Source organism: Fibrobacter sp. (genome assembly GCF_017551775.1).
Lineage (GTDB): Bacteria > Fibrobacterota > Fibrobacteria > Fibrobacterales > Fibrobacteraceae > Fibrobacter.
In genome coordinates this window covers 56826-73511 of sequence record NZ_JAFZKX010000012.1, presented here as the reverse complement: position 1 = coordinate 73511, position 16686 = coordinate 56826, and the positions used below count along the sequence as shown (strand labels likewise).

The following is a 16686-nucleotide window of genomic DNA, read 5'->3' as shown; positions in this document are numbered from 1 at the left end:
ATTTACCGTCATGTACGACGTTCCGGCGATTGACCCCGAAGTGGTCATCAAGGACTACCTCGAACTCGGCCAGAAGATCAAGCCGTTCGTCACCGACGTGAGCGAGATGCTCTACAAGGCCGTGAAGGCCGGCAAGCGCCTCGTGTTCGAAGGCGCCCAGGGCACCATCCTCGACGTGGACCAGGGTACTTACCCGTTCGTGACCTCCAGCAACACGGTCGCGGGCTACGCAAGCTGCGGCGCCGGCGTCGGACCTACGGCCCTGGACGAAGTCTGGGGCGTGGTTAAGGCTTACACGACCCGCGTGGGCAACGGCCCCTTCCCGACGGAACTTTTGGACGAAACGGGCGACACGCTCCGCAAGATCGGTAACGAATACGGTGCCACCACGGGCCGCAACCGCCGCTGCGGTTGGTTCGACGCTCCGGTTGTCCGCAAGGCAGCCGTCGTGAACGGCCTTACGCACCTCGCCATCACCAAGCTCGACGTGCTCGATACCTTCGATACGGTGAAGATCTGCACGCATTACGAATGCGACGGCGAAAAGCTCGAGTTTATCCCGAACCAGCTGTCGAAGGTTGGCCGCTGCACTCCGGTGTACGAGGAACTCCCCGGCTGGAAGCAGGACACGACCAAGTGCCGCACTTACGACGAGCTCCCGGAGAATGCAAAGAAATATTTGCAGCGCATGGCTGAACTTCTCGACGTAAAAATTGGTATGATTTCTATTGGAGCCAAGCGAGACCAGAGCATCGTCATAGATGAAGGCCTCGCTAAGGGGCTGGGACTTTAAAAAAGGAGGAAGGATATGGTGGACGCCACTATTCTTGGACTGCTGAAAGGAGTCGAGCTCTTCTCGGAACTGACCGAAGAGCAAATTGGGATGCTCGCCGATCTGGTGGTGTCTCAGAACTTCAACCGCGACGAGACTGTCGTGCTCGAGGGTGACGATTCGGTACAGGCCCTGTACCTTATCGCTTCGGGCTCGGTGCAGGTCTACATGACCGGCGTCGACGGCCGCGAGACGATTCTCAGTTTCTTGGAACGTGGCGACTTCTTCGGTGAGATGTCGCTCATCGACGGCGAGCCGAGGTCTGCCTCGGTGCGTACCGTGACCGATGCGCAGATGCTCATCATCCACCGCGAGTCCTTCCTCAAGCTCATCCGCCAGTCCCCCGAGATTGCGATGGGTCTCCTGAGCGAACTCAGCAAGCGCCTGCGCAAGGCGAACCGCCAGATCGGGTCCTTGTCCACGATGTCCGTGAGCGGGCGCGTGGCGGGCACGCTTTTGAACCTCATGGAAGAACGCGGCGTGCGCATCCATACCGACAACGGCAACATGGTGACGGTCATCCACAACCGCCCGACCCAGCAGCAGCTGGCCGACATGTCGGGTACGACCCGCGAGACCGTGAGCCGCATCTGCTCCTTGCTGGTGAAGACGAACGCGATTGCCATGACCGGCAAGGACATCGTCATCTTCGACGAAGGCGCTCTGCAGGAAAAGGCTACCAAGGGGTAGTTTTTCGACTTTCCGGTAATTATGGACAAAGTAAAATCCTTTCTCAAGAAACTGTTACACTGGCTTAAGAGCTCGGTGATTGTCAAGGCCATTATCGTTTGGGTAATCGGCCTTGTAATTCTTGCAATTGTCGTAGATAAAATCGTGCTGCCTATTTTTGCGGGCTCCTTCACGAGTACGGGCGAAGTCCCGGCGCTTGAAGGCCTCTCGGCAGAAGCGGCGCAGGCGAAACTCGATTCTGCCGGATTCAAGTACGAATGGCTCGAAGAGGGCCGCTACAATTCGCAGGTGCCCGCGGGCATGGTGCTCGTGCAGATGCCTGCCGCCGGCCGCATCGCGAAGCTCGGGCGCACCGTGAAGCTCACGAAGAGCCTCGGCATCCGCGAAGTGGAAATTCCGGACCTGCGCGGCAAGAGCCAGAAGCAGGCCGAAATCTCGCTTACCCGTGCCGGCCTCGTGCAGGGCGAAATCGTGAAGGGCGCTCACGCGAGCATCCCGCGCGGTGTCGTCATCCGTACGGACCCGATGGCGGGCAACAAGGTTCGCCTGGGTGACACGGTCAAGGTCGTGATATCCGCCGGCGCCACGACGGGCAAGGTCATGCTGCCTTCGTTCGAGGGCGAGATGATAGACAACGTCTACCAGAAACTCGAACAGCTCGGATTCCGCGTCGGCAAGATCAAGCGCGTGAAGGGCGAGAATGGCGAAATGTCGGGAACGGTGCTTGAGACCGCGCCGAAGGAAGGTGATTACCTCAAGCCCGATACCAAGATCGACTTCATCGTAGCGGATTGATTTTTATGAGGTTGTTTGCCGCGCTTTGTGCTGCCCTTTGCGCCACGATTGTGGCGTGCAGCTCTGCGCCTGCGAAGAAGAACGTAGACGCAGCTCCGGCCGAAGTTCCGGAACTTGCCGGAAATTCTGAATACCAGGGAGTGGCCGAAGGCAACCTCGATACGGCTCATGCCGCTTTTATACAGGCTATGGACATGGAAATGCGCGGACTCCAGCACGAGGCCGATTCCATGTGGATGCTCGCGTGGCGTTATGACCCGCGCAGCCGTTTCCTTTCGTTCAAGGTGGCGCAGAAGATGCTCGCTGTCGGGGCTGATTCCGTCGCGTTCTCCATCGCGAAGGTGGCGAACAACCTGAAGGGCAAAAAGACCGTCTCGCAGTTCGAGACGATGGCGCACCTCTATTTGAAGGCGGGTATCGCCGATTCTACGCGCAAGTATTTTGTGCTCGCCCTGGATTCTTCGAAATACCAGGACATGAAACTCATGTACGACTACAGCCTGTTCCTCGAGGCCGTGCAGGACAAGAAGGAACTGGTGCGCATTTACGACCTGTTGCTCCCGCAGACGAACTACATCCAGTCGCTGCTTGGCCGTCAGGTGAACCTGCTCGCGGAACTCAGGCGCGATTCCGCGCTGGTCGATTTGTTCGGGCGTGCGCACGAGGCTACCGGCCAGAAGGATAAGCTTGCGAAGATGGTGCAGGTGCTGGTGATGCAGAAGCGCTTCGCCGAAGTGCGCGCGATTGCGGATACCATCACGTCGTCCCTCGACGACGATGCCGTGATTATTGAACTGGCTTTGCTTTCTTATGCGAATTCCCCGAAAGAGGAAACGCTGAAGTTCCTCAAGAAGAAATATTATACCGACGGCGTGCGGGTGCCGGAACTCCAGTACCACCTGGGAATCCTCGAGCACATGGAAGGCGAAGTCGACAGCGCTTGGGTGCACCTGGAAGGCGTGCACCTGAAGCTCTCCCGTGACCGCACTTATGGCGCGCAGGCCTGCAGGAACCTTTCCGCGATGGCCTTCGGCAAGAACAATCCCGAACTTGCGGTGATGTATGCGCAACGTGCTGATTCCCTGCTTTCGGGCGAAGGCAAGGTGTTCCTCGCGATTGCGCTCGGGACCGCGAAGAAGTACGAGAAGGCCTATGCGCTTCTGGATTCCATGCTTGAAGTGTGGAGCCGCTGGCGTCCGATGGAGGCGATTGCGGATTCGGCCCAGATGGCGGTCATCAAGGCGCGCGCTGCGGCGAAGTATCAGAGTTTCCAGCGCGCGTATGCCGATGTCCTCCTGCTCGAGGCGGTAAACGTCGAGAAGCATTTTGCGAAGGATTCGCTCAAGATGGCGAAGGCCCGCGAGCTGCGCATGAAGGCGGAACTCTTCTGGGAAAGCGTGATCGCCGAGGATTCGCTGAACATTCAGGTGCGCTACGAGATGGCGATGAACCTGGAACGCCTGAACCGCATTGACGAAAGTTTCGCTATGTTCGAGTATATCGTGAAGTCCCCGCTGCTGGGTGAACTGGATTCCGCCTCGGTGTTCAACTACTACGGCTACACGCTCTTGAACCTGAACCGTAAACCCGGTGACGTGGAAAAGGGCCTTGCGCTTGTGAACAGGGCTCTCTCGTCGTTCGCGCCGGGCAAGGCGCCCGATGCCATCAGGGATTCGAAGGCGTGGGGGCTTTACAGGCTGGGCAAGTACCAGGAAGCGCTCGATCTCATGTTGAAGATTGACGCGAAGATGTTCGATGGCGACAAGGACTACCTTGAGCATCTGGCGGCGATTCATGCCGCGCTCGGGAACAAGACCGAAGCCATCAAGGCGTACAAGAAACTGCTGAAGATACGCCCGGGCGACCCGGATGCGCTCAAGTACCTGAAAGGGAAGAAGTAGGCTATGCGCTCGGCTTCGGGGATTCGTGCGTGCATTTTGATGCTGGTGGTCCTGGCGTCGTGCGTCTTTACCGCCTGCGTGGGCACGAAGCCTGCGGCTCCCCTTGCTTCCGATGAACCTGCGGCTGCACCTCTCGATAGCCTTCGCGCGAAGATGTCGCTTACGCTTATGGACGGGAGCGGGAAGAACCGGGACATGGACGCGGTCCTTTTCTCCGTGCCGGGCAAGCGCTACCGCATGGAAATTACGGGCCCGCTCGGGATAGGGGTCGCTTCGCTCCTGTGGCAGGAGGAAGGCTGGCAGATGACCTTCCCGACGGAAAAAATGTACATGAAGGGTGCGGGCTACATGGTGGGGCTTTTCGGTGAACCCTCCATCCCGATGGTGAATATCCACCAGGTGGCGGCGCTGTTCAAGGGAATCCTTTTGCCCGAGGGCTACGAGGTGGTCGAGCCGCCCGCGGATTCCTTGCGGGTGGAAGGAACCGTTTATGCCCGCGAGAAGGCGGGACGCTCGTTCACTTTCGCGAAAGAAGGCACGCATGTGGCGTGGCTCTCTCGTACGGGCGGCGACGGCAAGCCCGAAACCATCCGTTACTTTGACTTCAAGGAATTCGAGGGCGTCGAAATGCCCTCCAGGATTGTATTCGAGCGCGGCGGCGAGGTGTATCTCGAAATTCGCGTGAAGAAAGTGAACCGCAACAAGTCCTTTACCCCCGGCACCTGGCGCCTTACCGTTCCCAGGAGTTACAAGCCCGTCGGGGAGTGATTTTTTAACGGCTTTTTTTGTAAATTGTAATCATGAAGTTTAATGCGACATTATTTGCATTGTTTTTGTGCGTGCTGTCTTTTGCACCGAGATCTTTCGCTGTTGATACACTCCAGGTGTTTGCGCTCCGCGTCCAGTTCCAGGAAGAAAAGACGGACAACTCGCTCACTACGGGTACGGGCCTTTTCGGTACCGACAAGAAGGACAAGGAAGCCTATAGCCTCGACCCTCCGGAACGCCGCGGTACGGCTCCGTACTGGCTGAAGCATTTTGAATTCGCGAACAATTATTTCAAGGCGGTGAGCGGCGGGAACCTCGTCATAGACGCGCGCATTTTCCCCGACCCCTCGACGGGTTCGTCGGTGTACACGCTCGACAAGCAGATTATCGACTACAACCGTACGAGCAAGAAGAAGGGCGAGAAGACCGCCGAGTACGACGAATCGCGCAGCCGCGATTACTTGACTTTCATTTACGACGCCATTGCCGAGGCGAGCAAGGATACCTCGGCCCAGTCCCCGTTCCGCATTCCGCTTTCGAAGAATCCGAACGTGAAGCGTGCCTACATGATTATCCATGCGGGCGCAAGCAGGCTCGTGGACGGTGGCAGCATGGGTACGAAGGGTGCCGACACCCCGGGCGACTTCATGGATATTTACATAAGCGGTGACGACTGGCAGTACCTGCTGCCCGATTCCGCGAAGGCCAAGACGGCGAAGGCTATAACCGGATTCAACAGTCTGGGCGATACGGCGACGACGGGTATCTATGTCCCGAAGGCCGTGCAGGATACGATTCGTTCGGTGATGGTCTTGAGCGAGACGGCGTCGCAGGACGGTCTCAACTGGGGCGTGAACGGCATTCTCGTGAACCAGCTCGCGCGTGAAATCGGGCTGCCGAACACATACGACGTGGTGAAGGGCATCAGCCGCCTTGGGTACTACGACGTGATGGATTTCGCGGGCTACAATGCGGGTAACGGTTTCATGCCCTCGCTGCCTGCCGCCTGGGAACGCGCCTACATGGGCTGGTCGCAGGTGAAGGAAGTGCGCCCCGTGGCGGGTAAATCCGTGAAGGTGGATATCGCCGCCGCCGGTACCGGCCTCGGGACCGAAATCGTAAAGGTGCCGCTCAGCGCGAGCGAGTACTTGCTGATCGAGAACCGCCAGCGCAGCTGGGACAAGGACGGCAAAATCAGCGTCATTTTGGGTACGGCGAGCGAAGATTCTGACACCACCTGGCGTACCGTTACTGTCGACAGCCTGAGCAAGGTTTTCGAGGACAGCACGTGCAACGAAAAGGGCAAGTGCGTGGTGAACAAGATGAAGGCGAAGGGCCTGATCGTCGGGTTGAGCAGCTACGATGCGGGACTCCCCGCGAGCGGTATCGTGGTGTGGCGCGTGAACGACTGGTACCTGCGTGAAACTTTGAATTACGGCATCGCCAATCTCTGGGGCGGCGATACGCTTCGCGACCACCAGTATGGTATCGCGATGGTTGAGGCCGACGGAATCCTTTCCATAGGCAAGTCCTTCAAGAACGCTCTTGGCGAAGATACGTACGATTACGGCTCGGGTACCGACCTGTTGCCGCACAAGCGCTTCCCCAACAAGTCCGGACAGAAGTTTAAGACGGTCACGGAGATTGGCCCCTCGGGTTATGCGAATACGATGACGACGCAGGGCGGCTATACCGGCATCAAGATTACGGTGGATGTCCCGAAGAAGGCCCGCGAGGAAAAGACCGCGAACGCATTCCAGGGCGACAGCGTCATCAACTATGCGTCGCTTGTGATGAGCGTGACCATCAGCGTCGATGACGGCAGCATCGAGGGCGGCGAGTTCCCGCGCGATGTGGGCCTCGCGAGTGCGGTGCGCGGCGCAGTCTTTGTTGACGATCCCGAAAACGAAGGCGAAAAGATTGTCGTAATCGGTGCGGAAGACGGTACGCTCCAGGCCTTCAGCGCTCTGGGCGATACGCTGTTCCCCGCGGATACCGCGATTGTGCGGAAGTCGCTCACTCGCGACAGCGCGGAGAAGGAAATTCCGTTGTACCGCGTGGGTTCGAGTTTTGGCCCGCTGGTGGGTATGGCGAGCGACGGCAAGAGCGTGTTCAGTCTGCACAGGAACAAGCTCGTGAAGACGAGTTTCTCGAGCGGTATCCCGACGGTTCAGGAGCTGGACGTGGAATCTGCGACGGTGGGCCCGATGTTCTACGATGGCGACTTGCTGTTTGCCGACAAGAACGGCGTCACCCGCATGAACGCTTCCAAGTTCGAGCTGCCGAAGGCAAGGACTGCGAATGCCGAATTGAAGAATGTTGTCGACATGGCCTATTGCGGGAATGATGCTCGCAGCGGCGAAGCGATTTTTGCCTACGTGACGGCGGACGGCTACCTCCATGTTCAGGAATTGAATAGGCAGTTGAAGGGCCTTTCGGGCGAAACATGGCGCCTTGCCTGTACCGATCTCGACCGCGACGAAAAACCCGAGGTTGTCGCCGTGGGAAGTCGCGGGACCGTGACCGCGGTGGCTGTCCGCGATATTCACCAGTCGTATTCTACGGATGCGACGAAGTGGAGCAAGAGCTATAAGCGCGGCAACGTGGTTGTCGATTCCGTTCGCACCCGCGAAGAGACCTCCGGCATCGCCATCGGTGATATAAACGGCGACGGCTATCCCGAAGCGGTATTCCTGGGAGACAATCTGGTATATGCGATTGACCGTTCGGGCTTGCCTGTTGCTGGCTTCCCGGTGAAGATTTCCCGCGGTACGCCTGTTACGGGATTCATGAGCGACCCGCTTCTCGTTGACGTGACGGGTGACGATACTCCCGAAATACTCGTGCCGAGCAGTGACGGTCTCGTGTATGCGTATACGGGCAAGGGCCAGCAGGTGGCTGACCAGTTCCCGCTTGCGGCGGGCAGCTTCGAATACCAGGATTCCCTCGGTACGGTTTTCCCGATGAGCATTTTCGTCGCGAACGCGGTGGCCGACAAGAAGTCTGCGGGTCCGGAACTCTACGCCCTGCATCGCAATTCTCTGTCCGCGTTCCGCCTGCGCAAGGCGAACGGGAAGGCTGCTGAGTCTTCGGCGGCGTGGACGCTCCCTGCTGGCGGTAACGAACGTACCGGATATTTCGATGCCAGCAAGCTCGGCAGCGTGGAGAAGGAATCCGCGAAGGACGAAATCGGTGAATTCTTCGTGTTCCCGAACCCGGTGCGCGGCGGCAACGCGAAGGCGCGTTTCGAAATCGGCGCTCGTGCGAAGAACGCTACCCTCGAGTTCTACGACATTACGGGCCTTTGCGTGTTCAAGACCAAGATGGATGATCCTGCGCAGGGGCGCAACCAGTTTGAACATCTCGACCTGAAGAACCTCGGGTCCGCTGTATATACGGTGAAACTCAAGGTGAAGTTCGAGAGCGGAAAGACCAAGCAGAAGCTTTACCGCGTCGGCGTGATTAAATAGCGGCCGGCGCTTCGGCAGGTTTGAAATTGGGAATACGGAAATGATGCTGCGGTGAGAGGTTTCCGGCCCGAAACAAGGAGTTTTAGATATGAATAAGGTTATATGTAAACTAATCATCTCGGGCGCCTTGTATGCCTTCCTGCTGGCTTTCTCGGCCTGTACAGTAGGCGGTGAACCCGTCGAACTCAATGAAAGTGTCGATTTCGGATCCCGCAGTTCTGGCGGCAACGTTACGGTATCGTCTTCGTCGAAGGGAATGGGCGGGGATTCCGTCATCGATGAGGCTGTTTCCAGAATGGAATGGGTCGATATCCCCGCGATGGTGCTCACCAAGGGCGGCACATCGTATTCCGTGAACGGGTTCAGAATGGTGACGACCGAAGTGACGCAGTACCTGTACTCGAAATTGATGGGTAGCATGCCGGCCCAGAACAACAAGGGCGAAAACTATCCTGTGGAGAATGTGAACTGGTTCCAGGCGGCTCTGTTCTGCAACGTGCTTTCCAAACAGATGGGGCTCGACACGGCCTATGTCTACAGGTCTGTGGGCGAAAAGAGCTACCTCGAAGATCTCTATATCGATTACAGCGTCAAGAGCGTGCGTCTTCCGACCGAGTTGGAATGGGAAGTCGCGGCTCATGGCGGAACAACGTCGACGTATTACTGGGGGACTGAAGTCGCGTCTACTTACGCTTATTACGGACAAAGTAAAGGCCCTGCAGAAGTGGCGGAGCGTACGCCTAACAGTTATTCTCTCTACGACATGGCGGGTAACGTCGCCGAATGGGTGAATGACTGGTATGGTGCGTTCCCGACAAAGGAATCTGAAAACTATACGGGCGTGTTGCAGGGCTCTGCCCGCGTGGTGCGTGGCGGCGGCTGGAACGACCCTGTTAAGGAATGTGCACCCGATATGCGCGAAAAGAAGGATCCTCTTTACGCATCGCATGCCCTCGGGTTCCGCGTCGTTTACTCCAAGGGCTTTTAGATACGTTGTAACGCATGCATTGTTGCAGAAACGCTGATGTCTCTGCACGAAATTTTTTAGATTATTCCTTATATGAAGAATTTGTTTTGTACAGGTCTTCTTGCAGGCCTATTTTCGTGCGTGATGCTTAATGCTTGTTCGCAAGAAGAAAAGTCCGCGCCGCTTCCGGATTTGCCGAAGGTCGAACTCCCCAAGGGCATTGCCGGCCTCTATGTCGGGCGCCTTCCGTGCGATAACTGCAAGGCGCGTATGGTGCGCATGGAAATAGCCGAAGATAGCACCGTCTCTGTCGTGGAAACCGTGATTGTGGATACGGCCAAGGTCGATTCCTTGAAAGGCCGGTTCTCCGGGATGGAAGACAAGGTGGTTGTTGCGCTGGACAATGGTACAAAGTGGAATTTTCAGGTCGGGAAATCCGGCGCGCTTTCCCTGTTGACGGGGACTGGCGACGTCTATAGGGACAAGGACGGCATGCCGGCGGACCTGATAAGGATTATCAACAAACCGAAAGTTGAAGGAGAGAAACCCTGATGAAGGCAAGAACTCTGATTATCGATGACGAGCCGCTCGCGCGCATGCGCATCCGCTCGCTTTTGGAAAAGTATCCTGACGATCTCGATATTATCGACGAGGCGTCATCGGGTAGCCAAGCCATCTCCAAGATAAACGAACTTGCCCCCGATGTTGTGTTCCTGGACATCCAGATGCCCGACATGGACGCCTTCGAGGTCCTGAAGAACGTGGACGAAGACATTATGCCGCTCATCGTGTTCACGACGGCTTATGAGAATTTTGCGCTCCGCGCCTATGAGGAAAATACGGTGGATTACCTGCTGAAGCCGGTGGACCCCGAGCGCCTCGAGAGCACGATGGAAAAACTGCGCAAGCGCTTGCCCGATATCGAGGCGACGAACCAGATGCCTGCGGATTTCTCGTGGGAAAAGTTCCGTTCCCTTATGGCGATGGGCGACCAGTACCTGCAGCGCGTCCAGGTCAAGATTGGCGACCGCATCTTGCTCGTGAGCGTGGACGAAATCATCCGCTTCCACAGCGAGGAAAAGTACACCACCATCTATACGCCCACGAACCAATACGTCATCGACACGCCGCTCGTGGATCTCGAGAAGAAACTCGACCCGCGCCAGTTCGTGCGTGTGCACCGCGCTCATCTTGTAGCCATCGACTACATCGCCGAAATCCGCAAGACGGACTCGAGCAGGCTGAATGTCATTTTGCGCGACAAGGACCATACGCAGATTCTTGTGAGCCGCAACTTCGTGAAGACCGTTCGCAATCTATAATTCTGGAATCATATGGATCAGACACCGAAAAAGTTCTCGATTGTGAAATTTCTCAAGGCGCTTTCGCGGGAAATCATCGTTCCCATTATACTTGCACTTGTCGTCATACAGTATGTGATACAGGCCTTCCAGATCCCGAGCGGATCCATGGAAGACTCGCTCCATACCGGCGACTTTCTGCTGGGGCTCAAGTTTACCTACGGCTCCCCGATTCCGTTTTCGAACCAACATTTCCCCGGCTATACCCAGCCCAAGCCCGGCGACGTGGTGATATTCCGTTACCCGGGGGAGCCTGAGTATCCCGACAACAATCCCGCGCGTTACACGCACTTGTTCAATGCGCTGATGTTCGGGAACTACTACTGGGACCACGAACCCGAAGAAGGCCAACCGCACTTGGTTCACTATGCGGACGGCCCGAAGGACTACATCAAGCGCTGCGTCGGCGTGAGCGGCGATACGCTTGCGGTCCACAAGGGCAAACTCTTTATCAATGGCGTGCGCCAGGATTCGCTTCCCGGGCGCGGCAAGTGGACGGCGTCGTTCCGTACGAAGTCTTCTCCGAGAGACGAGCGCGAAGAGTTCGTGATACCGAGCGTGGGTGACACGCTTGACATTGCATCGCAGTCGCTCGAACGCCTTTGGTGGGTGCGCTCCATCATCCAGCAGGAAAATCCGGACAGCCGCGTGGAACTGGATATCACCCTCCTGAAGGACGGTGTCGAGGACAACAACTACGAATTTGAAAACTTCAGGGTTCCCGTGGAAAGCGACCGCGGCATGCTGCTGAATGCCATGTTCACGAGGAACCGTATCGTGTTGCAGCAGAGGCTCACGCAGGGTGATACCGTGGGCGCCCCGATGAACTTCTCCTACTTCCGCGAACTTTCGAGAATCGGATTCCTGCCGCTTATCGATCCGCACATGAAGGGCGGGTTCTCGCGCCAGGTGAGCTACGTGAGCTTCGAAGGCTCCGTGCTGGGCGACCTCGAAGGAAATGTCGCTATGCTCAATGCGCCTGCCGCTTCCGCCGATTCTGCTGTTGCCGACAGTTCCGCCGATTCCCTCGCTGTGGCCTCGGTGGAAACCGCTCCGGATAGCGCTGCGCCGGCCGGTCACCATTTCGAAATTCGCCGTCGCCTGCTCGTGGACGGCAAGCCGATTGAAAACTACGTCGTGAAGACTCCGCTGTTCTTCATGATGGGAGACAACCGCGACAATTCTGCGGACAGCCGCTACTGGGGTTTCGTGAACCTGAGGAACATCCGCGCCAAGGCGTTCGTGATTTACTTCTCCTTCGAGAACGACGACCAGGCATTCAGCCTGGGCAATCCCCTTACCTGGTGGCGCATCCCCTTCAGGATCCGCTGGTCCCGCATAGGCAAGATTATTCCGCTGATTGACTGATGAAGTTCCGCCGCTCTACACTTGCTCTTGCTGTTTTCCCGCTGCTTGCCAGCATCGGGTTTATCGCCTGCGCGACGCAGGTGGCTCCGAGCGGAGGGCCCGAAGACAAGCTCCCGCCGCGCATTGCGGCTGTCTATCCGGCCCCGAAGACGACGAACCATCCCGAAGAACTTTATGTGAAGCTGGAATTCGACGAGTGGATTAACGGCTCCGTCCCGCGCGGCGCGGTTTCCATTTCGCCTCCGATAGACGGGAAGATGAAGTTCAAGGTGAGCGGCCATACGCTGGAACTTTACTCGAGGGCGCTCCTGGATACGGGAACGACCTATACGGTGACTTTTGCGGGCGGCATCAAGGACCTGCACGGCAACGCGCTCGCCAAGCCGTTCCACGTGGTGTTCTCGACGGGCGACCACATCGATTCCCTTTCAGTCACGGGCCGCGTGCTGGTGAACGATTCCATGGCCCGCAAGAAGACGTTCCCGAGCATCGGGTTGTTCTTGATGGGCGCCGACCGCGAAGGCCGCAGGTACCTGGAAAAGTACCGCGATACGGTCAGCAAGCAGCTCGATTCCATCCCGATGCTCACGAAGGAGCCTCCGCTGTTCGTGACGCGCGCCGACAGCGCAGGCAATTTCACGTTGACCGGTCTCAAGCCCGGGCGCTATCGCGTCGTCGCTTTTGCTGACGAGAACGGCAACCAAAAAATTGAGCCCGCATCAGAACTGGCGGGTGTATGGACGAGCGACCTTGTGCTTACCGAGGAGAGTACGGATACGCTCTGGGTGCCCCTGACGGACCATGATACTTCGGCCCTGGAACTGGAATCGGTTACGCAGCCCTATGCCCACGTGCTCGAGGCGAATTTCTCGCGTCCGGTATTCTTCGATTCCGCATTCGCCGATACGCTCAACTGCTCGCTCACTTATCCCGATGGGAAGGTGGCTCACCCGCATTATGTGTACATGGGCGCTTCCGGTAAAAAGCCGCAGTTCTATTTCGATTCTATCCCCAAGCCGGATGTTGCATACAAGTTTGCATGTAAAACGGCGAAGGATTCCCTGTTCAGGGAACTTGACCCGAAGCATGCCGAAGTGGAGTGGAGTTGGGTGGAAAAGGCGGCCGATACGCTCGCGCCTACAATTTCGAATACGAAACTTTTGTCGATGGCGAAGTCCGTTTTCCCGGGCGATACGCTGGTAATCGCTTTCAACAAGCCCGTGGATTCGCTCGAGAACAGTTTCCATATCGTGCTGAACAAGGATACGACCGAAATAGAGATGAAGCGTCTCGACCCGATTCGCTTCATGGCGGTGCCCGCTTCCCCTTGGCCCACGGATGCTGCTATAGACTTCTTGCGCGGCTATAAGGATACGACGCTCGCCAAAGCCGACAGCAACGGTGTACGCGACACTGTTATACAATTGAAATACAACAAGTTGCTGCGTTTCGAGACGGTGCCGAAAATAAAGTTTGCTTCGCTGAAGGGAACTCTGAAGCGCGCGAATCCAGGCGTCACCGTGCGCCTGCTCTCGCTCGATACCAAGCGCTACTATTTTACGAAGTGCGATATCAACGGAAAGTTCGCGTTTGACAACCTGATGGAAGGCAAGTACTTCATCGATTATTACTATGCGGAAAACGGCAGGAATACGCCCGACGGCGGCTCCCTTTCTCCGTTCCGCTTCGGAAAGCCCTGGCGCGCCCCGGGCGATACGGTTCGAGTTTCTAACGGTGAAAACGATATAGAAAAGCTGCTGCCGGATATGCCGGCGCTGCCATGATTTTGTTGAGGACGTCATTATGGAAAAGATACCTGCATTTGTAGCGATTGACTTGGAAACTACCGGTCTTGAATTTGACAAGGACGAAATTATAGAGGTCGCCCTTGTCCGTTTCGAGAACGGCGTTCCGGCAGAAAGTGTTGATTACCTTGTCAAGCCCTCGGAAGCGGTTTTGCGGCCGTTTATCGAGAGCCTTACGGGCATAACCAATGCGGATATCGCCGATGCGCCGGACTTTGCAAGCATTGCCGGCAAGATCTGTTCCTTCGTGGGCGACCTCCCGCTCGTTGCGCACAACGCTATTTTCGATTCCAGGTTCCTGAAGCAGACGATGGAAAAGGTGGGAATACCCTTCGGCAACCATCCGGTATGGGATTCGCTTACTTTGTCCAGGATTGCCTACCAGGATGTTCCCAACCATCGCCTTGACACGCTGGTGCAGGCGCTGGGCATCGAACGGAGCCGGGCCCACCGCGCCCTCCCGGATGCGGAAGCCTGCGGCAAGTTGTTCGTAATGGCCTACACCAAGATTCACGAAATGGACCCGTGGCTCCTGAGCGCGCTTACGCGTGTCGCCGAAAAATCCGACTGGGAACCCCTGTTCGGCGAGTCTTCCGGCGCCCCGATGCCCGAACCGCATTTCGCCCTGGCCGAGGGTAACAAGCCCGCCGAGGCGCTTCCGCGCAAGAGGGTGCCCCGCGTCGACGAGTTCTTCAAGGCGGACGGACTCCTTTCTAAGGTCGTCGAAAACTATGCCCCCCGCAGGAGCCAGCAGGAATTCGCGTCGTGCGTGGAACGCAACATCCACAAGGGCGGCCTTTGCGTGCTCGAGGCCCCGACGGGTTCGGGCAAGTCGCTTGCTTACCTGATAGCGGCTGCGAACAAGGCTGTGAACGGGGAACGCGTCGTCATCAGTACGGCGACCCACGCGCTGCAGGACCAGCTCTGGAACCACGACATCCCGCAGATTATGCCGCTTTACGATGGCGCCCTCAAACCCGCTCTTTTGAAGGGCCGCGACAACTACCTGTGTATTCGCAAGCTGGTCGAAATTCTTGACGCGCCGCAGTCGCTTCTCGCTCCCGAGGAACGCGACTCCTTCATGGCGCTCCTGCCCTGGGCCGTCTCGACCACGAAGGGCGATATCGGGGAATGCTCCTCGTTCAGCAGCGCCCGCAATCGCGTGCTCTGGTCCAAGCTTTCGAGCAGCGCGTCTTCTTGCCAGGGCGAAAAGTGCAAGTTCTATTCGATATGCCCCGCGCTTGCCTCCAAGCGTGCCGCCATGGAATCGAACCTGCTCCTCGTGAACCATGCGCTGTTCCTCGCGGACCTTTCTCTTGACTTTGCGCTCCTCCCGACGTACGAGCATGTCGTATTCGATGAGGCCCACAGGCTCCCTGCGACAAGCAACCGCGGGTTCGGCCGCACCATTTCTTTCTTCGGGTTCCGCAACGTGGCGAAAACCCTTCAGCCCTCGAAGGAGGGGGAAGGCGGACTCATCGCCGAACTTTCCGGCCGCATTCCTGTCGAAAACGAAGCCGCCAGGAACGAGGCTGCCCAACTCTCCATGGATCTCGCCGAGACCGAGAAGGCCTTGCACCGCTTCTTCATGAAGATAGGCAAGAAGCTTTCGAAGCAGAAGATAGGCAAGGACGGGTTCATGTACGAGAAGGGCATCATGGCGCAGTACGATGCCGACCCGAAGCCGGTCCTCGATCAGTTCGAAATTGCCAAGAGCCGTGCCGCCTCCCTCGTGGGAATGCTTTCGGGCTCTGCGGGCCTGGACGGCATCCTGAAGGATGTCGAAGGCCGCATGGAGGAACTGAACCGCTTTATCACTGATTTCGATTTCCTCGTGAAGGCGGGCCGCCCGGGCTGGGTCTTCTATCTCGAGGAACCCTTCAACCCGCATACGCTCAAGATGCATGCCTACCCGCTGCGCTCGGGCGACATATGGCAGGCGAAATTCTACCCGTGGGTAAAGTCCGCCACGTTCACGTCGGCGACGCTCGCCGTGCAGGGCGACCTCACGTACTACGTGGAACGCATGGGCATGGCCGGCAACGAGGGCAAGCGTCCGTTCCTCAAGGTGTTCAACGAATCTTCCAGCAGCGATTCCCGCCGCTCGGTCGCCATTACGCGCTACCTGCCGAAGCCTTCGACTCCCGAATTCGGCGATGCGATGATCGATACGCTCGTGAAGGTGCTTCCCGATGTCGAGGAGAATACGATGGTGCTCTTCACGAGCATCTCGACGATGGTGAAGGCGCAGGCGGCGCTCGCTCCCGCGTTTGCCGCGAAGGGAAAACTCCTGCTGTGCCAGCACGTGGACGGCGCGCTCGACGGGCTCGTCGCGATGTTCCGCAAGTCCCGCGGCACGTGCCTTCTCGGGTGCCAGAGCCTGTGGGAAGGTGTCGACTTCCCGGGCGATGCGCTCAAGCTGCTCGTGGTGACCAAGCTTCCGTTCCCGAACCCCTCCGACCCGCTGGTGGCAGGCATTTCTGCCGACATGAAGTCGCGGAGCGAGAACGTGTTCAAGGGATACTACATTCCCGAAGCGTATATGGAAATGCGCCAGGGACTCGGTAGGCTTCTGCGTTCCGAGACGGATAGCGGCAAGGTGCTCATCCTCGACAACCGCGTCGTGAACGAGGCCTACGGCAAGAGCTTCGCCCGTATCTGGAACATGAAGCACATCGTCGCCAATTCCGTCGATGACGTGAAAAAGTTCGTCGTGTAGCAGCGACTTT

The 16686-nt window shown here is 57.6% G+C and carries 12 protein-coding genes; all 12 read left to right on the top strand.

Annotated features, from left to right (window positions below):
* Positions 1-793, top strand: a 793-nt coding sequence (locus IK012_RS01260; RefSeq protein WP_290949512.1) for an adenylosuccinate synthetase, incomplete at its 5' end; no start/stop codon positions are given.
* A 15-nt stretch (positions 794-808) separates the two neighbouring features.
* On the top strand, positions 809-1522 hold the full coding sequence (locus IK012_RS01255) for a Crp/Fnr family transcriptional regulator (protein WP_290949511.1): 714 nt from the start codon (positions 809-811) through the stop codon (positions 1520-1522).
* A 21-nt stretch (positions 1523-1543) separates the two neighbouring features.
* Positions 1544-2317 (top strand): PASTA domain-containing protein, encoded by a 774-nt coding sequence (locus IK012_RS01250; protein WP_290949509.1) that lies wholly within the window; start codon positions 1544-1546, stop codon positions 2315-2317.
* A gap of 5 nt (positions 2318-2322) precedes the next feature.
* Positions 2323-4218 carry a hypothetical protein gene (locus tag IK012_RS01245; RefSeq protein WP_290949507.1) on the top strand — a complete coding sequence of 632 codons (1896 nt, stop codon included), beginning with the start codon at positions 2323-2325 and terminating at the stop codon, positions 4216-4218.
* A gap of 3 nt (positions 4219-4221) precedes the next feature.
* Entirely contained in the window at positions 4222-4986 is a 765-nt protein-coding gene (locus IK012_RS01240; protein WP_290949505.1) for a hypothetical protein, read from the top strand.
* 71 nt (positions 4987-5057) lie between these two features.
* On the top strand, positions 5058-8456 hold the full coding sequence (locus IK012_RS01235; protein WP_290949503.1) for a hypothetical protein: 3399 nt from the start codon (positions 5058-5060) through the stop codon (positions 8454-8456).
* Between the two features lie 88 nt (positions 8457-8544).
* Entirely contained in the window at positions 8545-9444 is a 900-nt protein-coding gene (locus IK012_RS01230) for a formylglycine-generating enzyme family protein (protein WP_290949500.1), read from the top strand.
* 123 nt (positions 9445-9567) lie between these two features.
* Positions 9568-9975, top strand: coding sequence for a copper resistance protein NlpE N-terminal domain-containing protein (locus tag IK012_RS01225; protein ID WP_290949498.1), 408 nt, complete (start codon positions 9568-9570; stop codon positions 9973-9975).
* A complete protein-coding gene (locus IK012_RS01220) occupies positions 9975-10745 on the top strand; it encodes a LytTR family transcriptional regulator DNA-binding domain-containing protein (RefSeq protein WP_290949496.1) in 771 nt (256 codons plus the stop codon). The genes IK012_RS01225 and IK012_RS01220 overlap by 1 nt, the downstream gene beginning before the upstream one ends.
* A gap of 12 nt (positions 10746-10757) precedes the next feature.
* The gene (lepB, locus tag IK012_RS01215; RefSeq protein ID WP_290949494.1) at positions 10758-12152 is read left to right on the top strand and encodes a signal peptidase I; all 1395 of its coding nucleotides are present in this window, start codon (positions 10758-10760) and stop codon (positions 12150-12152) included.
* Entirely contained in the window at positions 12152-13936 is a 1785-nt protein-coding gene (locus tag IK012_RS01210; RefSeq protein ID WP_290949493.1) for an Ig-like domain-containing protein, read from the top strand. The genes lepB and IK012_RS01210 overlap by 1 nt, the downstream gene beginning before the upstream one ends.
* A 19-nt stretch (positions 13937-13955) precedes the next feature.
* On the top strand, positions 13956-16676 hold the full coding sequence (locus IK012_RS01205; RefSeq protein WP_290949492.1) for a helicase C-terminal domain-containing protein: 2721 nt from the start codon (positions 13956-13958) through the stop codon (positions 16674-16676).
* Positions 16677-16686 lie beyond the last annotated feature (10 nt).